This is a genomic window from Sediminibacterium salmoneum NBRC 103935 (genome assembly GCF_000511175.1).
Classification (GTDB): Bacteria; Bacteroidota; Bacteroidia; order Chitinophagales; family Chitinophagaceae; genus Sediminibacterium; species Sediminibacterium salmoneum.
Genome location: NZ_KI866530.1, coordinates 1,936,589 through 1,956,577, shown reverse-complemented (window position 1 = coordinate 1,956,577; position 19,989 = coordinate 1,936,589). Strand labels below are relative to the sequence as shown.

At 40.4% G+C, this 19,989-nt stretch carries 18 protein-coding genes; 10 read left to right on the top strand and 8 right to left on the bottom strand.

Annotation, left to right across the window (positions count from 1 at the left end; all coding sequences use genetic code 11):
• Positions 1 to 33: 33 nt before the first annotated feature.
• Positions 34 to 930 carry a YtpR family tRNA-binding protein gene (gene ytpR / locus P767_RS16565; RefSeq protein WP_084799888.1) on the bottom strand — a complete coding sequence of 299 codons (897 nt, stop codon included), beginning with the start codon at positions 928 to 930 and terminating at the stop codon, positions 34 to 36.
• A 49-nt stretch (positions 931 to 979) separates the two neighbouring features.
• Entirely contained in the window at positions 980 to 1,780 is an 801-nt protein-coding gene (locus P767_RS18700) for a hemerythrin domain-containing protein (RefSeq protein ID WP_216593228.1), read from the bottom strand.
• A 360-nt stretch (positions 1,781 to 2,140) separates the two neighbouring features.
• On the opposite strand from P767_RS18700, the gene dnaB reads away from it, so the two are divergent.
• From dnaB to P767_RS18870, 6 genes are all read left to right on the top strand, one after another.
• Entirely contained in the window at positions 2,141 to 3,697 is a 1,557-nt protein-coding gene (gene dnaB, locus P767_RS0109090) for a replicative DNA helicase (protein WP_026764253.1), read from the top strand.
• Positions 3,698 to 3,717: 20 nt separating this feature from the next.
• Positions 3,718 to 4,419, top strand: coding sequence for an RsmE family RNA methyltransferase (locus tag P767_RS0109085; RefSeq protein WP_026764252.1), 702 nt, complete (start codon positions 3,718 to 3,720; stop codon positions 4,417 to 4,419).
• Between the two features lie 27 nt (positions 4,420 to 4,446).
• Complete coding sequence (locus tag P767_RS16560; protein WP_051417258.1) at positions 4,447 to 6,048, top strand: L,D-transpeptidase family protein; 1,602 nt, start codon at positions 4,447 to 4,449, stop codon at positions 6,046 to 6,048.
• Positions 6,049 to 6,058: 10 nt separating this feature from the next.
• On the top strand, positions 6,059 to 7,231 hold the full coding sequence (locus tag P767_RS0109075) for a hypothetical protein (protein WP_026764251.1): 1,173 nt from the start codon (positions 6,059 to 6,061) through the stop codon (positions 7,229 to 7,231).
• Between the two features lie 20 nt (positions 7,232 to 7,251).
• Positions 7,252 to 8,406 (top strand): DNA polymerase III subunit gamma/tau, encoded by a 1,155-nt coding sequence (gene dnaX / locus P767_RS18875; protein WP_172637532.1) that lies wholly within the window; start codon positions 7,252 to 7,254, stop codon positions 8,404 to 8,406.
• Positions 8,407 to 8,480: 74 nt separating this feature from the next.
• The gene (locus P767_RS18870) at positions 8,481 to 9,068 is read left to right on the top strand and encodes a hypothetical protein (protein ID WP_172637531.1); all 588 of its coding nucleotides are present in this window, start codon (positions 8,481 to 8,483) and stop codon (positions 9,066 to 9,068) included.
• Here the strand turns inward: P767_RS18870 and P767_RS16545 are convergent.
• Positions 9,065 to 9,505, bottom strand: coding sequence for a metal-dependent transcriptional regulator (locus P767_RS16545; RefSeq protein WP_084799886.1), 441 nt, complete (start codon positions 9,503 to 9,505; stop codon positions 9,065 to 9,067). The two genes, P767_RS18870 and P767_RS16545, sit on opposite strands and share 4 nt — an antisense overlap.
• Before the next feature lie 124 nt (positions 9,506 to 9,629).
• Here P767_RS16545 and P767_RS16540 point away from each other — a divergent pair, with 124 nt between their 5' ends.
• From P767_RS16540 to P767_RS0109045, 3 genes are all read left to right on the top strand, one after another.
• Positions 9,630 to 11,753 (top strand): TonB-dependent receptor plug domain-containing protein, encoded by a 2,124-nt coding sequence (locus tag P767_RS16540; protein WP_216593227.1) that lies wholly within the window; start codon positions 9,630 to 9,632, stop codon positions 11,751 to 11,753.
• Positions 11,754 to 11,828: 75 nt separating this feature from the next.
• Positions 11,829 to 12,038 (top strand): CDGSH iron-sulfur domain-containing protein, encoded by a 210-nt coding sequence (locus P767_RS16535; RefSeq protein ID WP_051417256.1) that lies wholly within the window; start codon positions 11,829 to 11,831, stop codon positions 12,036 to 12,038.
• Positions 12,039 to 12,066: 28 nt separating this feature from the next.
• Positions 12,067 to 12,426, top strand: a complete 360-nt coding sequence (locus P767_RS0109045) for a CoA-binding protein (RefSeq protein WP_026764250.1) — start codon at positions 12,067 to 12,069, stop codon at positions 12,424 to 12,426.
• Between the two features lie 19 nt (positions 12,427 to 12,445).
• On the opposite strand, the gene P767_RS0109040 is transcribed toward P767_RS0109045, so the two are convergent.
• On the bottom strand, positions 12,446 to 14,293 hold the full coding sequence (locus P767_RS0109040; RefSeq protein ID WP_026764249.1) for an outer membrane protein assembly factor BamB family protein: 1,848 nt from the start codon (positions 14,291 to 14,293) through the stop codon (positions 12,446 to 12,448).
• 73 nt (positions 14,294 to 14,366) lie between these two features.
• Between P767_RS0109040 and P767_RS0109035 the strand changes: the two genes are divergently transcribed.
• Complete coding sequence (locus P767_RS0109035) at positions 14,367 to 15,917, top strand: YifB family Mg chelatase-like AAA ATPase (protein WP_026764248.1); 1,551 nt, start codon at positions 14,367 to 14,369, stop codon at positions 15,915 to 15,917.
• Positions 15,918 to 16,023: 106 nt separating this feature from the next.
• Here the strand turns inward: P767_RS0109035 and P767_RS0109030 are convergent, their stop codons facing one another.
• From P767_RS0109030 to P767_RS16530, 4 genes are all read right to left on the bottom strand, one after another.
• The gene (locus P767_RS0109030; RefSeq protein WP_152530856.1) at positions 16,024 to 16,602 is read right to left on the bottom strand and encodes a hypothetical protein; all 579 of its coding nucleotides are present in this window, start codon (positions 16,600 to 16,602) and stop codon (positions 16,024 to 16,026) included.
• A 14-nt stretch (positions 16,603 to 16,616) separates the two neighbouring features.
• A complete protein-coding gene (locus P767_RS0109025; protein ID WP_026764247.1) occupies positions 16,617 to 17,303 on the bottom strand; it encodes a hypothetical protein in 687 nt (228 codons plus the stop codon).
• 155 nt (positions 17,304 to 17,458) lie between these two features.
• The gene (locus tag P767_RS0109020) at positions 17,459 to 18,817 is read right to left on the bottom strand and encodes a flavin monoamine oxidase family protein (protein ID WP_026764246.1); all 1,359 of its coding nucleotides are present in this window, start codon (positions 18,815 to 18,817) and stop codon (positions 17,459 to 17,461) included.
• 4 nt (positions 18,818 to 18,821) lie between these two features.
• Complete coding sequence (locus P767_RS16530; RefSeq protein ID WP_051417255.1) at positions 18,822 to 19,973, bottom strand: carbon-nitrogen hydrolase family protein; 1,152 nt, start codon at positions 19,971 to 19,973, stop codon at positions 18,822 to 18,824.
• Positions 19,974 to 19,989 lie beyond the last annotated feature (16 nt).

Below are 19,989 nucleotides of genomic sequence, written 5' to 3'. Positions count from 1 at the left end.
TGCATAACTTCGTATAGCATACATTATACGAAGTTATACGATTGATTGATTTTTTACAATGATTTCATTGCCGGTTACTGCATTTAAATCAAAAGCATGTAATGGTTGGCCGGTTTCATGTAAAATATAGTTTGTGATGTCTACTATATTATTAATGCTTCTTACACCAATGGCAGTTAGTTTATTTACCAGCCATTCAGGTGATGGAGCAACCGTAACTCCCGTAATGGTTACTCCGGCATATCGCAGACAATCTGTCGTATTTTCAATGGTAACTTTTACAGGTGCATCCTGGTTATCTGCCTTGAATCCGTTGCTGTAAGGTTGTTTAACACGGGTTTCTTTCTGGTGATGTGTTAAATAAGCAGCCACATCTCTGGCAACTCCCAAATGGCTCATGGCGTCCATTCGGTTGGGGGTTAAACCAATCTCGAAAACGTTATCGCTATAAGGTTTAAAATAGGCTGCAGCTGGAGTGCCTGGTACCAGATCTGATGGCAAAACCATGATGCCATCGTGACTGTAACCCAGACCCAGTTCATCTTCTGCACAAATCATTCCCTGGCTTTCTTCCCCTCTTATTTTGGCAGCTTTCATGGTCATGGGCTCGCCGTTTATTGGATAAATGGTAGCGCCAATGGTTGCCACGGCTACTTTCTGTCCGGCAGCAACATTCGATGCTCCACATACCACTTTTAATGGGGTGTCCGTTCCAATATTGATGGTAGTTAATTTCAGCTTGTCTGCATTGGGGTGCTGCTCACAGGTTAACACTTCTCCAATTACCACGCCTTGTAATCCCCCCTTCACTTTTTCGAAGCGTTCAAGGCTTTCTACTTCTAAACCAATGGAAGTTAATATTTTAGATAATTGGGCGGGTTCTATAGCTTCTGGTAAATATTCGCAAAGCCAGTTATAACTGATGGTCATGGTATCAACGATAATTAAAACGCGAAATTAAGGTATTCAGCAATACCCCTCAGAGCCAAAATGGATCCTTGCTGTTTTCAACAAAAGGCTTGCTATTATGGTGTTGATTCATTTGTTCTATCTGTTCTTCCTTTGCATTTTCCTGAATTTGATTAAAAAGGACTCGTTCTTCAAATCTTATATGACTGTCTAAATCAACCATAATTTGCCTGAGCGAGTTTTCTAATTCGGTTTCTTTATTAAAAAGGTTTCTCAATGCATGGTGTTCTTCCATTGCTTTAACAATCAATGGATGTTGCATACCCAATATGGGGAAAATACTTTCTTCTTCTATTCTAAAGTGAATAGAAAGATAAGAATCATAAAACCAGTCTGCATAGGCTTTTATTCTTTCAACCGGTATTTTTTGGGTTAGCCCTCTCTTTATTTTCCAGCAAAGCAGTAATCCCTGATGGTGTTCACGGCTTATATCTTTCAGGTATTCAGCTCTTTTGATAGGTTGTAAAGGGGATGCACTTTTCTTTAGTTTTTCTGCAATTACTGATACATCTGCATCCGCATACATTCCATAGGCATTAAGCAAAATACCTTTTACTGGCTTATTTGCGGTTTCGTTTAAATGTCTTGTAGAAGCAATAGCATAAAGAATCATTTCGTCTGCTGGATCGGTTTCTCCTTCAAACCGATACACTTCGGTAATTTCAAAATCATCCGGAGATAGTTGTATCCCCGTATGATTACATATCAGACATTGCTCTTCCTCATGAATATTGAAGTCGTGTGTATATCCCCGTTTTGTAAGGTCATTAATGGCTTCGCTTACCGTATCATAAGAATAGGACTGTTTCATATTTAGTTGTGTTGCTGGTTCTATTAAAGTTAGAATAAGTTTTACCCAATTGCAATTGGTACTTAGTTCATTTGATTGAAATTGACCTGATTTCCGGGAAATTTCTTTGTTAACGAGGTTCTGTTAATTTCTTCAAATAAAAGAGGAAAACTTTTGCAAATGGGGGATAACCATAGTAATTTGTGTTAATAGCGCTGGTTTAGCTGTGGATAAGCTGAGGATTCATTGTGGAATAAAGAGAAGCGGAAAAAATTTTTAACAGATAGCGCTTAGCCATATATTCGCTCCCCCTTCTTACTCAGTTAACCATTCGTTAACATAGCAGGAAGCATTGGATTGATCATCGATTAAGAAAGTATCATGGAGATTACCGGTTTAAATAAAGACAGAAAAAGAAGAAAGCCCGCTATTGATTTAAGTACCATGGTGTATGGTAAAGTGCCGCCCCAGGCAAAGGAATTGGAAGAAGCCATTCTGGGGGCATTGATGCTGGAGAAAAGTGCGTTTGACACCGTATCGGAAATTATTAAACCCGAATGTTTTTATGTGGATGCACACCAGTACATATTCCTGGCTATGCAAAGCCTGCAGCAAAAATCTACTCCCATTGATATTCTGACAGTTGTTGAAGAATTGAAAATGCAGGGCAAACTCGATTTGGTAGGAGGCCCTTATTATGTTACCAAACTCACCAATTCTGTTGTATCTACTGCTAATATTGATGCACACGCCAGAATTGTTTTACAAAAATTTATTCAGAGAGAACTCATTAAAATAAGTGGTGAAATTATTGGGGACGCGTACGAGGAAGGTACAGATGTATTTGATTTACTGGACGAGTCCGAAACCAAAATGTTCAATATCACCAATAACTATTTAAAGAAAAACTTTGAAGACATTGGCGGAGTTTTAATTGAAGCCATTACCCGTATTGATGAGCTCAGAACCAAGACAGATGAAATTTCCGGAGTGCCCAGTGGATTTTCATCCCTGGATAGAATTACATATGGATGGCAACCCACCGATTTAATCATCCTGGCTGCACGTCCTTCTGTGGGTAAAACTGCATTTGCCCTGAACCTTGCCCGTAACGCAGCCTTGCATCCAACAAAGCCAATTGGTGTTGGATTCTTTTCACTGGAAATGAGTGCTGCACAATTGGTTCAGCGTATTCTGAGTGCAGAGAGTGAAATTAAAATGGAGAAGATCAGCCGGGGTAAACTGGAGGATCATGAATACCAGCAATTACATAGCAAGGGCATAAAGAAATTAGAGAACGCACCTTTGTATATTGACGATACTGCAGCCCTGAATATTTTTGAATTCAGAGCCAAAGCCCGTAGAATGGTTAACAAACACCAGGTGGGTATCATTATCATTGACTATCTGCAGTTGATGAGCGGCAGTAACGATAAAGGAGGAAACAGAGAGCAGGAGATCAGTAGTATCTCCAGAAACCTGAAGTCGCTGGCAAAAGAATTGAAAGTGCCCATCATTGCCCTGAGTCAGTTGAGTCGTGCGGTAGAAACACGTAAGGAAAGCAAAATGCCTCAATTGAGTGACCTTCGTGAATCGGGTGCCATTGAACAGGATGCTGACATGGTAATGTTTATTTATCGTCCTGAATACTATGAGAATAACACCAATGAAATGGGAGAACCCACCAATGGTGAAACCCATATTCGAATAGCCAAGCATAGAAACGGTTCACTGGAAACCATTAAGCTGAGAGCCAAACTGGAAATACAGAAATTTGAAGAAATGGATGCCGAGCCAGGCCCCGGAAACTGGAAACCTATTCAGCCCGGTTCTATGAGTCAGGGTAATGGTGAAACGGCTTTCTTTATTCAGAAAGGAAGTAAGATGAATCAATCCAGTGATTTTGATGAGGGATTTGATGATGGTACTCCTTTTTAAGAATTCTTCTGATAAGTTTTATGGACATTCCTTTTTTTTATGAAGCCGATTTACCTGTAACTCCCGGATTATTTACACTTTCCGAAGAGTCCAGTAAGCATTGCAGTGTGGTTTTGCGTATGCAACCTGGTGAATCCATCTCTTTAACAAATGGACTTGGTTTGTCCTGTATCGGCAAACTGGTTTCTGCGGATAAAAAAAAGACGGTTGTTCAGTTGTTTGATCATAAACAGGAGAGCAGAACTAATCCACAAAATAGTATTGCTATATCTTTTGTTAAGAATGCGGCCCGAATGGAGTGGTTTCTGGAAAAAGCAACAGAAATCGGGATTGACGCATTTTACCCCCTGATTGCAGAAAGAACGGAAAGAACACATTTTAAAAAAGAACGCTGGGAGCATATTCTGGTTTCAGCTATGCTGCAAAGTAAGCAGGTATTCAAGCCTGTTTTACATGAACCTGTTGAATTTAAAATACTGATTCAACAACCTTTTGAGGGTCATCTTTTAATGGCTCACTGTGAAAATGGTCCAAAGCAGCTGATTCAATCAATTGATAAAAGCAAACCAGCTTTATTGTTAATTGGACCAGAAGGTGATTTTTCACCTGCCGAAATTTTAATGGCTGAAAAAGCAGGTGCCACAATGATTAATCTGGGTGTAACACGTTTGAGAACAGAAACTGCAGGAATCGCAGCAGCTGTGCTTTTGCAGCATCGCTAATCTTGTTACATATTGTATCTTAGCAGCATGCGTACGTCTTTTTTTTCATTATTGGGATTACTGATTTTTCTGGGCTTTTCCTGTGGTTGGAACAATGCTTCTGAAAAAGAAATCATCAGAGACAGTTCAATTACCATTACTACTTCTTATAATCCCCTTTTTTTGGATAGCGCAGCCATGCAGTTATTTTTTGAAGAAAATGATTGGGTAAAGCCATTCAGCAAACAAATAGCAGACTTTTATACCGATCGCAATTTTGAATTTGCCTGGTTTGATTCTACGGGTTTATCCGAACAGGCACATCACTTTTTCAATTTACAAAACGACTACATAAGTAGATTGTCCGATAGTTCATTATTTAACCAGCAGTTTCAGAATTTATATACTGCATATGCAAATAAAACAGCCAGGCAAATTGTGGCGAATAGAGAGGTGGTGAATACCGAATTGTTGTTCACTGCACAGTTTTTTGTGTATGCTGAGAAAATGTATAAAGGGTCGAATATTCAGCTGGCTGATCTGGGCTGGTATATACCCAGAAAAAAAATGAATCTTCACGCGCTGCTGGATTCAGTGATTAATAAAAAAGCAACTGAGCTTGTTAATCTTGCTCCGGTAAGCCTGCAATATCCCAGAATGGAAAAATGGTTGTTTCGTTTGGCTGAAATGCAAAAAACTGAACAGCCCGATTCTTTGCCCCGGGTAAAAAAATCGCTCAGAAGCGGAGATTCCAGCACGCTAATTCTTAGAATTAAAAAGCGCTTGCATTTTTTGCAGGGGGATGACATGACAAATAATAATTTTTTTGACACAAGTCTTGTGTTGGCTGTTAAAAAATTTCAGGAAAGACATGGCATAGAGGTAGATGGTATTATTGGCAATAAAGTGATAGAAGACCTTAACGTACCCATCCGGAAAAGAATGGAGCAGCTACTTATCAATATGGAGAGAGCCAGATGGATGCCATCCATGCAAGACAGTACCTATGTGTTGGTAAACATTCCGGAATTCAGGCTGCGTATTTTTGAGGAAGGAAAAAATATACTGCAGATGAATGTAATTGTAGGTTCCGAAGCTAACAATACTGTAATATTCAATGGCAATCTTCAGTTTGTGGTATTTAGTCCTTACTGGAATGTGCCAGAGAGCATTGTTAGGAAAGAACTCTTACCAGCCATCAGCAGAAACAGAAATTATATTGCCAAGCACAATATGGAAGTTACTGGTTACGCAAAAGGGCTTCCGCAGATAAGACAAAAGCCTGGTGCAAACAATGCATTGGGCAGAGTAAAATTTTTATTCCCCAATAACTATAATATTTATTTGCACGATACGCCCAACCGAAATCTATTTACACAAACCAACAGAGGATTAAGCCACGGTTGTATTCGGATTGCAGAGCCCAAAAAATTTGCTGAGTTTCTCTTGCGCGATCAACCCAGCTATACCAGCTCGGCCATTGATAGTCTGATGTATCTCGAAAAGGAAAAATGGGTAACCTTGAAAAAGAAAATTCCCGTATTTCTGGTGTATTTTACTTCCTGGGTAGATGCCTCGGGAGAATTGCATTTCAGAAGAGATATCTATAAGCACGATCAGAAGATGGCTATAAAATTATTTCAACCTTAAACTATTCATTATGCAAGTAGCAGAAGTAAAGGATGCACAATTAGCATGGGACTTTCTTGAAGTGAATGCCATGATGAATGCAGGGAATGCCAACTATATCCGTGCTTTAAACAACGAAGTAAATGAAGTATTTGATCCTTCCAAAAACAAAAACTTCAAATGGGGAAAGGCAAAACGCTGGGTTGCTTTTGCAGATAATGGCGAACCTATTGGCAGAATTGCTGCATTCACCAATGAAAAATATATTAATAAGGGAACAGATTTTAAAACCGGTGGCATTGGTTTTTTCGATTGTATCAACGATCAGGCAACAGCAAATGTATTGTTTGACACTGCAAAGCAATGGTTGATTTCTGAAGGAATGGAAGCCATGGATGGCCCCATTAATTTTGGAGACAGAGACAAATGGTGGGGATTAATGGTGGATGGATTTGAACAGGAACCCATGTATGGCATGTCTTATAATCCTTCCTACTACAAGGAATTATTTGAAGGATATGGATTTCAGAACTATTACAATCAGTATTATTACTACATGAATGTAGACGATCCGCTTCCAGAGAAATTTCCGGAACGGTATGAAAAGTTCAATGCAAAACCCGGGTATTCGGTTAAACATGTAAAGCTTCGTCATTTAGAAAAATATGCAGAAGATTTTGCAACGGTGTACAATGCAGCTTGGGCACAGCATGGGGAGGCCAAAGAAATCACGAAAGAGCAGGTGGTGAAGCTTTTCAAAAAAATGAAACCCATCATGGACGAGAGAGTGGTTTGGTTTGCCTATTACAAAGAAGATCCAATAGCCATGTTCATCAATATTCCAGACCTGAATCAATATTTCAAATATTTCAACGGTCAGTTTGGGCTAATGCAAAAACTGCAGTTGTTGTGGATGAAATGGAGGGGAACCAATAAGCGATTAACTGGTTTGGCTTTTGGGGTAGTGCCCAAGTACCAGGCCCTGGGAGTAGACAGTTACTTAATTTATGCTGCCGGCCTTCAGTTGCAGGGTAAGGGATGGTATCTCCAGTACGAAATGGGCTGGGCTGGGGACTGGAATCCTAAAATGGTGAATATTTACAAAAGCCTGGGAGGAAAGCAAAGCAGACAGATGGTAACTTACCGTTATATTTTTAATGAAAAATATCCTTTCGAAAGGCATCCTGAGATGGACTATAAATAAGTTATATTGCAGCAATTTCTATGGAGAATTTTGTAGTATCAGCCCGTAAATACCGCCCTCAGAACTTTAATACAGTTGTGGGGCAGCAACATATTACCACAACACTGAAGAATGCCATTCGCAATCAGCAACTGGCACATGCTTTCTTGTTTTGTGGTCCCAGAGGGGTGGGTAAAACCACTTGTGCCAGAATTTTGGCCAAGACCATCAACTGTACCAGCCCAACACCAGAAGGGGAAGCCTGTAATACCTGTTCCAGCTGTGTTTCCTTTGATGCAGGCACATCTATGAATATTCATGAACTGGATGCGGCCAGTAACAACTCGGTAGACGATATCAGAGCCCTGGTAGAGCAGGTTCGTTTTGCGCCTCAGGCGGGTAAATACAAAGTATATATTGTGGACGAGGTACATATGCTAAGTTCCAGTGCCTTCAATGCGTTTTTGAAAACCCTGGAAGAGCCTCCACCCTTTGCCATATTTATTTTAGCAACAACCGAAAAGCATAAAATTCTTCCCACCATTTTAAGCCGTTGTCAGATTTTCGATTTTAAAAGAATCACTAATAACGACACGGTAGAACACTTACAGGAAATTGCAACCAAGGAACAGATCAATGCAGAAAAAGCAGCATTGCAGGTGATTGCACAGAAGAGTGAGGGTTGCATGCGTGATTCACTGAGTATCCTTGATAAAATTGTAAGCTTTACCAATGGATCAGTTACTTATCAGAATACACTGGAGCACCTGAATATTTTAGACGAAGATTATTTCTTTCAGTTGTTAGAGTGTATGCAGAAGCAGGACATGGCGGGAGCCATGCTGTTGTATGATCAGATCAACCGCAAAGGATTCGAAGGGGATCTGGTATTAAACGGATTTGCAGAGTTCATCCGTAACCTGCTGGTTTGCAAAGACGCAAAATCTGCGTCTTTACTGGAAGTGGTAGAAGGGATGCAACAGAAATATGAACAAGTAGCTGCACAAACATCTTTGAGTTACCTGGTAAGTGCGCTGAATATACTCAACGATACAGAAGTGAATTATAAAATGGCGCGCAATAAAAGATTGCATGTAGAGCTGGCACTCATAAAGCTCAGCTTCTTACAACAAGCCATTGAACTAACCCAGGATAAATCGGGTGTGTCAAAAAAAAACGGGTTGATGGCCCCATAGCTTTTAGGGCAAGACCTATACAATCATTGGTACCAGCTGTTCCAGCTGGCTCAGCTTCTCCAGCAACAGCAAATATGGCTACTGCTGTTGCCCCTTCAACCGGAACGCAACAAACGGGTGTGGGCAATCAGGCTCCTGCTGCTAAATTGTATGTAGAGAAGACAGCCCCAGCAGTGGCCCCACCAACCGGCACTTTAAAATCAGGTCCTAAAAAATCTTTACTGGAAGCCTTAAAGGAAAAAGCGGGCGCTTCCTATCAGATTGAAGAAGTGAAAGAAGCGCAACCATTAACTGAAGAGACATTGCGTGCTTTCTGGGATTCTTATATTAAACAACTAGAGCAACAGCTGAAGCATTCTGCCGTGGGTACTTTTAAAATTGCCAGTTTAGAAATAGACAATGATATTCATTTCACGGTAAGGGTATCAGCGGTTACAGCACAAAAATTCATTGAGTCAGAGAAAATGGTTTTGCTTGAGCAGTTGCATGCTCAGTTTAATAACCGTGCAATTAATTTTACCATTTTGGTAGAAGAAAGTGAAAAGGAAGATGTTCCTTTATACATGCGCCTTAACAGCAAACAAAAATTCGAGCGAATTGCTCAACAATATCCACTGGTAAAAGAATTAAGAGATCGCCTGAAGCTGGAAATTGATTACTAAGATTTGGGTGGCCATTCTCCTTTGGCATCGGGGATGGGATCTCCGTGTGGGTCAATCGATGGGTATTCCAGAAACTGATCGAGTTTATCAATCAGTTTTTTGCTTTGTATATGCTCCAGTTGTTCTGCTACTTCATGCACTTCATCCCAGTTAAAAGCCAGTTTTTCGTGTAGAAAAGTTTCCCATAGGCGGTGTTTTCTTACAATTTCAATGGCCCTTTTTTTGCCCTCTTTAGTTAAGGAAGACTTGCCATACCGTTCGTATTGAATCAGTTTCTTATCCTTCAGTTTTTTCAGCATATCGTTCACAGAAGCGGGTTTCACTCCCAGATGGGCAGCAATTTCATTGGTCCCTGCTTCTTCTTTCTCTCCTAATTCAATGGTTAGTTTAAAAAGGCCTTTCAGGTAATTTTCTTCTGTATACGACAAAGCTTGCATGGGTTAAAAATACGCTAAAATCAAAAATGAAATTTGTTAGACTCGTCTAACATTTATAGTTTTACCCCGAATTTAACCAAAATCAATTCAGGCAATGCCTTTTCTGCAAGTAATAAAATCAGTAATGTCAAGATGCTTTTGCGCTGCATATACTATGTTATTGCTTGCACTGATGCTCCCCAATTGTTTACTGGCTCAAACTCATGAAAGAACTCCCAAAATTCTAGCAGCAGATACATCCCGCTTGTTAAAACCCATGAGCAAAGAGTTGGACGAAGTAGTGGTTACGGGGACTATGAAAGAAGTAAAAAGAGTGGAGAGTCCGGTTCCGGTTGAAGTGTACAGTGCTGCTTTTCTGAAAAAAAATCCGGCTTTTCATGTGTTTGAGGGATTGTTGCATGTGAACGGAGTAAGGCCACAGAGCAATTGTAATATTTGCAATACAGGCGAAATTAAAATCAATGGACTGCCGGGTGCTTATACCATGGTACTCATTGATGGTATGCCCATAGTAAGTGCACTCTCAACTGTTTATGGTTTGTCGGGTATTCCTGCTTCCATGATTGAAAGAATTGAAATTGTTAAGGGTCCCGCCTCTTCCTTATACGGCAGTGAAGCCATAGGAGGCCTGATTAATATTATTACGAAAAAGGTAAGCGATAAGCAAAGCGTGGGTATAGATCTTATGACCACTACCTGGGGAGAAACCAATACAGATTTGGCTTTTACCAATAAAGTAGGAACCAAAGCAAATGTGCTAACCGGGATTAACTACTTCAATTATTCCAACCCGGTTGATCAGAATAAAGATGAATTTACCGATCTGAGTTTACAGCAGCGCATCAGTATTTTTCAGAAATGGTCCATTCAGCAAAAACAAAATCGCCAATTGAATCTGGCTGCACGTTACTTATACGAAGACAGATGGGGAGGTCAGATGAATTGGAATAAAACTTACCGGGGAACCGATGCTGCGTATGGTGAAAGCATTTATACCAATCGGGTAGAACTGATGGGAAATTATCAGCTTCCGGTTAAAGAAAAAATGAATCTTGCTTTTTCGCTTAATCATCATCACCAGAACAGCATGTATGGAAATACCTTGTACATGGGGAAACAGCAGGTAGCGTTTGCTCAAATTACCTGGGATAAAAAAATCAGAAACCACGACTGGTTGTTTGGTGCTGCAACCCGATATACCTATTACAACGATAATACCCCCGGTACTGCAGCCCCCAATTCAGGTAGCTGGGGAATACAGCCACAAAAAATTGTATTGCCTGGTCTGTTTGTACAGAATGAAATTACTTTGAATGAGCAGCATAAAATATTGCTGGGCCTTCGTTACGATTATCACTCCACACACGGAAATATTCTAACCCCAAGGGTTGCCTATAAGTACACGATTAATCCCCAACAATTTTTGCGATTGAATATGGGAACAGGTTTCCGGGTAGTTAATTTATTTACGGAAGATCATGCTGCATTATCCGGTGCCAGAAAAGTTATGATTTCGGAAAAGTTGAAACCAGAACAATCCTTTAATGTTAACCTGAACTATATCCACAAACTATATGGTAGAAATAATAATGCAACCACATTGGATATCTCTGCCTTTTATACCTATTTCAACAATCGGATTGTGGGTGATTTTGAAACCGATCCCAACCAGATTATTTATGCCAATTTAAAAGGTCATGCTATAAGCAAAGGGGTTTCCGTTGGCGCAGACATTGCTTTGCATAACCGTTTGAAATTGAATCTGGGCGCAACTTATATGGATGTGGCTTTGTATCAGAACGGGCAAAAAGAACAACAGATTCTTACGGAACGTTTTTCCGGAACCTGGACATTGTCTTATAAGTTTCCGGCGATTCACCTGGATATAGATTACACGGGCAATGTATACAGTCCCATGCGTTTGCCTTTGCTGGGACCGCTCGATCCCAGGCAGCCTTACTCCCCCTGGTATAGCTTGCAGAATATTCAATTTAGTTTTCATTACTGGAAAGGAATGGAAATTTATGGTGGTATCAAAAACCTGCTTAATTTTTTGCCCACCCGCCACAGCCCTTTCCTGATTGCCCGTGCGCAGGATCCCTTCGATAAAAACGTGCAGTTTCAACCCAATGGACAGGTAGAATCAACCCCTGATAATCCATATGCGCTTAGCTTTGATCCCACCTATATGTTTGCCCCCAATCAGGGAATCCGTGGCTTTTTGGGCATTCGTTATACTTTTAAATAATCATATATACCCTCATAAATTGGCTGTTAAAACCATGGTTCTTTACATCCGCAAAAGCATTCGTATCTTTATATTATGGAACAAGAACAAAAAACAACACAAGACGCAATTGATATCATTGTTAAGCCCTTTGGACAAATCGTAGTTACGGCTAAAATGAATATTCACAAACCCGATGGTACCATAGATGTAAAAGAAAAAGTTGCTTTTTGTGGTTGCGGCTTGTCTAAAAACAAACCCTATTGTGATGCTTCTCACAAAGAGTTGTTGAAGGACAAAATATAATTTGTAATAGAGAAGTAAAGTATTTCAAATGAAAAAGACCGTAGTGCTGGGTGCTTCAGATAACCCTGCCCGTTATAGTTATGAAGCGGTTTCGCGTTTACGAAAATACGGCCATGAAGTAGTGGCAGTGGGAAGGAAAGCGGCGGAAGTAGCTGGTGTTCCCATTGTTACGGAACCTCCCGCAGAAGAAAATGTAGATACGGTAACGCTGTATCTGAATCCGACTGCACAGGAAAGTTATTACGATTATATTCTTTCCTTGCATCCTAAGCGCATCATTTTTAATCCCGGAACGGAAAACGATGCATTGGTTGAACTGGCCCGGAAAAATGGTATTCAAACCATTGAAGCCTGTACACTGGTAATGCTGAGCACTGGCCAGTATTAATCAAATTCAATGCAAGTGATTAATATTGCAAATCTAAGAATGCAATTTTCCCGTCCATGGTGGAAGCCACCAACTCATTGGTATTGCCGAAGTTTACGGTATTCACCATGGAGTTGTCTATTTTATAACGCCACAATTTTTCTCTGGTATAAGGATCTATGGAATAAATAATTCCATTCTTCGTGCCAAAATACACTTTACCTTCTTTCTCTACTGGCATGGAGGGAACATGCTCGTAGCCAATGCCAAAATCTTTTTTCCAGGCAAGGTTTTGCGGTGTTCTTCCAGTTGGGAAAACGGCAAAACCATCGCTCATGGTTTTGGTATAAAGCCATTTACCATCCGTTGAAATGCCAATGGATTCGCGCACAGTAGCTTCCTTGTTTCTCCAAAGTGTAGTGCCTGTTTGCATATCAATGGCAGATAAATAACGGTCTGGCGCAACGATGTAAACAATTTCATCCTGTACCACCGGTATGCAGGAAGCCGGTGCAAAATTCCTAACCATGGATCCATTGTTCCATTTCCACGAAAGGGCTCCGCTGAAAGCATCCAATGCATACAGGTGTCTGTCCCAGGATCCGAAAATGATTTTACCATTACTAAATACAGGCGAACTTACCACAGGCCCTTCCAATCCGCTAAAGCTCCATTTCTGTTTTCCTGTAGCCAGGTCCAGACAACGGAAATGATGATCACTACCTCCGATATAAACTTTGTTGTCATAAATCAGCGGGGATCCCAACACAGCAGCATCCGCCTTGAATTGCCAGATGAGTTTTCCGTTTGTGTGATTCAGGCAATAGATGGTTCCGTCACCGGAAGCAACCACTACTTTGTTCTGATGGATGGCAGGGCTTGAATAAACAGAACCCTTGGTTTGGTACTTCCATTTTCTTTTGCCTGAAGTTTTATCAATGGCTTCAATGGTTCCTAAACTGTTGCCCACAATTACCAGTTGTTGTGTGATTGCTGGTGTTGAAATGATATTGGCTTCAGAAGCATATATCCATCTGGGTTTTACGGAAGGGAAACTGTCATTCATTGTATAGATGGGTCGCGGATATTTTTTGTCGCTGAACTTTTTTTCTGAAAGGTCAATCCCTGTCCACGGTTTTTTGGTTTCAATGCCGGGTGTGCGCTCTGCAAAAATCATGGAGTCTGATCTCACTTCTACAATATTGTATCCACCATAAGCCGCTTTGGCTCTGAGATTGGAGCGACCTACTACTGCAGGGATTTCTTCATAATCCAGCCTTCTGTTGGTATGCCAGTGACCATTTAATACAGCCAGTGTTCTGTGCTGTTTTAATCGATCCACTGCTTCATACCAGTTGTCTAAATCCTTGTCTAAGGGATAATGATTTAAAAATACAATCGGTTGTTTGGGGTCCAGTTTTTTCAATTCCTTGTCTAACCAATTCACCGCATCTCTGGGAATATGTCCATCACTCATTCTTACATAAGGTCCGGACGCACAGCCTAAAAACTGAATACCATTAAAAGAAAAACTGAATTTATCGTAACCGAATATTTTACCAAAACTAACCCCACCGCTTTCGCTCCATCCTGTATCATGATTGCCGGCCAGAATATAATAGGGGACTTTTAGTTCAGATAAAATTTCCTTGGCCAATTTAATTTCTTCATCTGTTCCAAGTTCTGTTATATCACCGGTTAAGACCACAAAAGCAATCTCCGGCATGCTGTTGATATCGGCAACGGTTCTGCGTAAATCTTCCTCCGCACTGCCATTGGGTGAACCAATATGAGTGTCCGATATAAATGCAAACCTAAAAGGAGACCACTGCGCCAGTGTAAGGTTTACAACACAAATGAACAGCAGGAAAAGCAACCGTTTTTTCATGGCGGAAAGTTAGGTATAAACACGTGGATTTTTCTTCATGCAATTGCTGATTTTGTGATAGAAAATCGCGTCTATGTTTGTGAAAGCATTTGGCAGTTCTGTACATGGAATTGAAGCCATTACCATTCGTATTGAAGTAAATGTAAGTATGGGGCAGGGTTATGCGGTAGTGGGATTACCGGATAGTGCCGTAAGAGAAAGCTTGCATAGAACGGAAAGCGCCATCAAAAATATGGGCTATCATATGCCACGCACCAAAGTAATTGTGAATCTCGCACCAGCTGATTTACGAAAAACAGGATCGGGTCTGGATCTGCCCATTGCACTGGGTATTTTAGGTGCCAGTGATCAACTGAATCATGCAGAGAAACTCAGTGAATTTGTTATCATGGGAGAGTTGAGTTTGGATGGGAAAGTGAATGGCATTAAAGGCATTTTATCCATGGCCATACAGGCAAAGAAAGAAGGTTTCAGAGGATTGATTGTGCCAAGAGCCAATGTACGGGAAGCCAGTCTGGTAGAAGGGTTACAAATATGGGGTGTAGCATCCTTGCAGGAGCTGGTTCGTTTTTTTGAGGATGAAAATTCCTTATCGCCTGTTGTTGCAACCGGACAGGCAGTGCTGTTGCAGGAATCGTTTCACTATGAGAATGACTTCAATGAAGTGAAAGGCCAATTCAGTGTTAAGCGAGCGATGGAAGTGGCTGCTGCAGGTGGACATAATATAATTCTGGTAGGTCCGCCTGGTGCAGGCAAAACCATGCTGGCGAAAAGGCTTCCGGGTATTCTGCCGCCATTGAATATGGCGGAAGCGCTGGAGACCACTAAGATTTATAGTGTTGCGGGTAAGTTGTCGGGTCAGCAGGGTTTGATACAGCAACGACCTTTTCGTTCCCCGCATCATACGCTTTCGCAGATTGCCATGGTAGGGGGTGGATCGAATCCGCTGCCAGGCGAAATCTCTCTGGCACATCACGGAGTATTGTTTCTGGATGAATTGCCGGAATTCAGCAGAATGGTTTTAGAAGTGTTGAGGCAACCTTTGGAAGAACGCATGATCAGCATTGCTAGGAACCGGATTTCACTGGCCTTCCCGGCCAGTTTTATGTTAGTGGCTGCAATGAATCCCTGCCCCTGTGGTTATTATAATCACAAAGAGAAAGAGTGTACCTGCGAATCAGGTCAGGTAAACCGTTACCTGAATAAAGTATCGGGTCCTTTACTGGATCGCATCGATTTACATATACAGGTGAATGCCATGCAATTTGATGAAATGAGCAAGGATACCAGGGAAGAAGATTCTTCAGTGATTCGCAGCAGAGTGATCAAAGCCAGGACTATACAAACGGAGCGGTATCGAAACCATAAAACCGTTCACACCAATGCACAAATGACCACAGCACAAATGCGTAAATATATTGTGTTGGAAAAAGAAGTTACAGATGTGTTGGCTCAAGCTATGAAAATGCAAAACCTAAGTGCAAGGGCATATGACCGCATTTTAAAAATCAGCAGAACCATTGCCGATCTGGCGGGAAGCCATCAGGTGCAAAAGCAACATATTGTTGAAGCGATTGGCTACAGGTCTTTAGATAAATCCAGTTGGGGTCAGCGTTTTAAATAGAGATATGTATACTTTTATTTAAGGCGATAATTAGTTTAATTGTAACAATTAAAAATAACTGGCGGATGTAAAATGCAATTTTATTTCTTATTCCTTTTGTTATATCTCATTCAACTCTTAGAAGACTTGAATCTACCTCAATTACTTTTTTTGAGAGTAGTGAAATAGTCCAAATTATATTTCCTTGCCCTTCAATTGGACTTAATGCTTCCTTTACACCTTTAATAGGAAGATATCCTAGTCCGTTATCAAACACATCAAAAAATCCTTCGCCTTTGAACTTTGGAATCTTTGTTGAAGAATCAAGAATGAGGGAAATGTTTTCTGCACCACCAATGTTTGTAATAAGATAATCTCCAACAAATCCATTAATAGAGTCTTTTTTCTGTTTTATAGTAACAGGATTTCTAGAATTAGTCATGCCTGTAGTATAAACGTTCCCATTTATATTTTTCACTTTAACTGTTTGTTGTTTAAAATCAGCAAGACTAGCTCTTGATGAATCATTTTCAATGAAAGAAAAAATCTTATCACTCGTAATCAAATACTTCCGTAAAGTATTATGTATTCCATCTTTATCTCGAACACTAATTTTATACATGCATTCAAGTGCAGGTATTTTCTGACTGTACAAAAATGTTGAAAATGGTAAAAACAAAACTAGAAAAATGTAATATATGCGCATACAAATAACTTATTTTATTGAGCACAAGCACCACCTGCCATGCTTGCAAGACCTGATTGATAAGCAGCATCTTGTAAAGCCATCTGATTAGATGTTTCTAGTGAAAGTGCATTTGTATAATAATTATCTTGAAATGAAATAGCATACATTGACATATCAATCATGGTTGTACAATCAAAGTGAAAAAAAGGTCCAATAGTATTACTTCTGATAGTATTTGAAAAAAAAGTGTGATAAGGATTGCTTTTATTCATTCTGGCATCATTCCAATATTTAAGACTATTTCTGCTTATCTCTAAAGTGCCAGCAAGTAAGAGCTTCTCAGGTTGACCTAAGTCTTTATCATTAAAAATAGCTTCTAATTTAGAATCAATTTTCAAAAGTGTACTCTGAGAAAATCCTTCTTTTGCAATCAAGAAAATTTCTACTAAATATTTTTTTGTATGCTCATCTATTTTTTTAAAATGTTTTTGAACATAATTTTCTGGTTCAAATAATCCATATTTATCATATATCACTTTACTCTCAGGAACAGTAGCTGAAAAGTTTGAAAGCTTAATAGAAAGGATTGCCTTTCGGTACTCTTGTGAATTCACTCCTTGAACATCAAAGGAACGAGCGGCAGAATCAACTAAAGTATTATGCGCTTCCCCGGTTGCACTTGCAAGTGTTCGAATAGCATCATTTGTTAATGATTCCATTTCAAGTGAACTTGTCTTCTCGCATGAAAAAAAAGAGATGACAATTAGAGCAAGAACTAAAAACGACTTGTTTAAATAATACATAGTAAGAGAAATTTTATTCTTACAAGGTTAAGTTTTCTTAAGAAAGAAAATCACCGTGTTTTCACGGTATTTTATTTTTCAAAAGCAAGAATTTCCTTTACCGCCCTCTCCCCACTTCTGACCGCGCCTTCCATATAACCATTGAATTGTGTGCTGGTTTCGGTCCCGGCCCAGTGGATGTGTTGAAATGGAGTAGCCAATGAAGCATTGTATTTTGTTAGCATGCCCGGAGGAAACATGCCTGCATAACATCCTTTGGTAAAAGGTTCTTCCGTAAAACTTTTATCGGTATAATATTCCAACTCAGCAGCAGCGGGTCCAAACATCCGAACGAATCCGGCTTTTACCATTTCTTTTCTTTCGGCAATATCGTGTTGCATCAGTTGCTTTGCATTTTCTGCCAGACTGAATCCCATCAGAATACCCTTGCTTCCATTCCAGGGTGAGTTGTCAAATACCACAGAAGTGATTTCGTCCGGAGCAGCTACCAATCCATTTTTAAATTCCTTTCTCCAGAATGGCGTTGCGTATACTGCATAGCATTTTACCACGCTTCCCATAAAACTGGATTGCATCAGATTCCATTGTGCAGTAGGTACTGCAGGTGTAAAAACGATATCGGTTGCTGCAACCGGTGGAATGGCTACAATACAATGCGCAGCGGTACATTCAAATCCTTCTCCTGAGACCCTTACTCCATTTTCATCCTGATTAATTTGTGTTACCACTTTTTCGTATTGAATGGCATTGCCCATTGCTTCTGCCATTTTAATACAAATGCTTTGTGCGCCCCCTTTAATGCGATCCTGCTGCGCCCCTTTGTGAATATTCATCAGGTAGTCTAAGTTGCCGCTACTCTTGATGTAAAACAAAGCATGCAAAAAAGAAAGGGTGGATGCGTCTGTAGCAAAAACAGCTTCAGCAGCAATTGCAAACATTTTTTTGGCTGTTTCATTTTTCATCTGCTGTTGCATCCAGTCTGCCAAACTCATGGAATCCCATTCCAATGCACCCGGAGACGCAAAAGGTTTTTCCAGATCAATTGTTTTTGCCAGCTTATTAATTTTACGAATGGCACGGTCTACACTTAACAATGCAAACAAGGGAAGCGGTGGAATAATGCCTTTGTACAACTTGAGTTTGCCATTCAATAACAAACTACTTTTTCCGGCATCGTGTGTATGAAAAGTATCAATACCAAATTCTTTGGCCAATGCATACATGCGTTCATGGCCCGGGCCAATCCATTGACCTCCTAAATCTGTGTACTGATCTGCACTAAAGTATTCGGTGAGAATTCTACCTCCACAACGATTGCGCGCTTCGAGCAATAAAAACTTTTTTCCTGCTTTCTGCAAAGCCAGTCCGGCAGCTAATCCTGCATAGCCGGCTCCAATAATAATTACATCATAAGATGGTTGGGCTTGCATGAATCTAGTATAGCCATTGATTCACAATCCTGCCTGTATCGGTAGTAGGAGGAAGAACATGCAATGCATCTCTTGATAATGCCAATACCCTTCCTTCTGCTTTCTTACCCCACATATTACCCGTAAAGAATACATTCATGCCAAAAGGAATATGGGCTTTACCTGCTCGGGGCCCCATGGAATATTTTTGCCAGGCTTCTCCTTCTGTAATTTTATGGTAATCGGATGTATCTACATCGTTGGGTGCTTTGAAGCCATTGTATCCATTCCAGGGTGCATTCCACACTGAGTCTACCGCTCCCAAAGAAGGCACGGCAATCATTTTTACATCATCGGTTAGTTTTGAATACGCTTCCGGATACCAGCTATCTGCACAAACCAACACGGCCAGTTTTCCTGCAGGGGTATTGAAAACAGGAACCTGATTTTTATCGCCGGGAGTAGTAAAACCTGCTTCTTCATCTATCGGAAATATTTTCTTCACCAGTGGTGCCTGAATTTTTCCTTCGGGATTGTAAACCACGCTGGTATTGTACAATTTTCCTCTTGCAATTTTTAATTTACCGGCTTCATCCAGTGAGGGCTCAGGCAAAACAATCGATCCGGCTACAATGGTTGCTTTGAACTCTTTGGCCAATTCACTGAATATTTCATCATAGGTTTGGGCAATCGGTTTTGCTTTCATGGCAAAAGCAGCATATTTATCCTTGGCCTTGGTTCCTGAAGGAGCTGTAAAGTAGGCTACGCCAAATTTGAATAGGTTGGCAGTAATAACAGCTGTCATGGCATCGTTCAGATTCTCTTTATCATACACACTGCTTTTTTGCTCCATTGCAACCAGCCAGCTACCAATGTATTCCGGAAAAATAATAACCGTTTTTGCATTGATTAAACCCCTTGCATTGGCAGCCTGCAGATAGCCGCGCAAATTGTCTTTAAGGGTAACTTTATTGGAATAGTGTATTGGAGCAAGGGCAGGTTGAATGCCTAGCATATTTCCCTGGCCAGCATCATTCCCCAAACTAATTATTGCACTGGAATCCACTTTTGTAGTAGCCAAAACCTTGAATGTAGGAGGTACATCAATAACTACCCATACATTATAGAGGGCAACAATAATCATGGAAATACCTACAAAACGTACAAGGAATTTCATGCTGTATAAATTTATA

Excerpts from the sequence above, each read along its gene's own strand:
- ytpR (WP_084799888.1), bottom strand. The coding sequence starts at position 930 with ATGACCATCAGTTATAACTGGCTTTGCGAATATTTACCAGAAGCTATA.
- P767_RS18700 (WP_216593228.1), bottom strand. The coding sequence starts at position 1,780 with ATGAAACAGTCCTATTCTTATGATACGGTAAGCGAAGCCATTAATGAC.
- dnaB (WP_026764253.1), top strand. The coding sequence starts at position 2,141 with ATGGAGATTACCGGTTTAAATAAAGACAGAAAAAGAAGAAAGCCCGCT.
- P767_RS0109085 (WP_026764252.1), top strand. The coding sequence starts at position 3,718 with ATGGACATTCCTTTTTTTTATGAAGCCGATTTACCTGTAACTCCCGGA.
- P767_RS16560 (WP_051417258.1), top strand. The coding sequence starts at position 4,447 with ATGCGTACGTCTTTTTTTTCATTATTGGGATTACTGATTTTTCTGGGC.
- P767_RS0109075 (WP_026764251.1), top strand. The coding sequence starts at position 6,059 with ATGCAAGTAGCAGAAGTAAAGGATGCACAATTAGCATGGGACTTTCTT.
- dnaX (WP_172637532.1), top strand. The coding sequence starts at position 7,252 with ATGGAGAATTTTGTAGTATCAGCCCGTAAATACCGCCCTCAGAACTTT.
- P767_RS18870 (WP_172637531.1), top strand. The coding sequence starts at position 8,481 with ATGGCTACTGCTGTTGCCCCTTCAACCGGAACGCAACAAACGGGTGTG.
- P767_RS16545 (WP_084799886.1), bottom strand. The coding sequence starts at position 9,505 with ATGCAAGCTTTGTCGTATACAGAAGAAAATTACCTGAAAGGCCTTTTT.
- P767_RS16540 (WP_216593227.1), top strand. The coding sequence starts at position 9,630 with ATGTCAAGATGCTTTTGCGCTGCATATACTATGTTATTGCTTGCACTG.
- P767_RS16535 (WP_051417256.1), top strand. The coding sequence starts at position 11,829 with ATGGAACAAGAACAAAAAACAACACAAGACGCAATTGATATCATTGTT.
- P767_RS0109045 (WP_026764250.1), top strand. The coding sequence starts at position 12,067 with ATGAAAAAGACCGTAGTGCTGGGTGCTTCAGATAACCCTGCCCGTTAT.
- P767_RS0109040 (WP_026764249.1), bottom strand. The coding sequence starts at position 14,293 with ATGAAAAAACGGTTGCTTTTCCTGCTGTTCATTTGTGTTGTAAACCTT.
- P767_RS0109035 (WP_026764248.1), top strand. The coding sequence starts at position 14,367 with ATGTTTGTGAAAGCATTTGGCAGTTCTGTACATGGAATTGAAGCCATT.
- P767_RS0109030 (WP_152530856.1), bottom strand. The coding sequence starts at position 16,602 with ATGCGCATATATTACATTTTTCTAGTTTTGTTTTTACCATTTTCAACA.
- P767_RS0109025 (WP_026764247.1), bottom strand. The coding sequence starts at position 17,303 with ATGGAATCATTAACAAATGATGCTATTCGAACACTTGCAAGTGCAACC.
- P767_RS0109020 (WP_026764246.1), bottom strand. The coding sequence starts at position 18,817 with ATGCAAGCCCAACCATCTTATGATGTAATTATTATTGGAGCCGGCTAT.
- P767_RS16530 (WP_051417255.1), bottom strand. The coding sequence starts at position 19,973 with ATGAAATTCCTTGTACGTTTTGTAGGTATTTCCATGATTATTGTTGCC.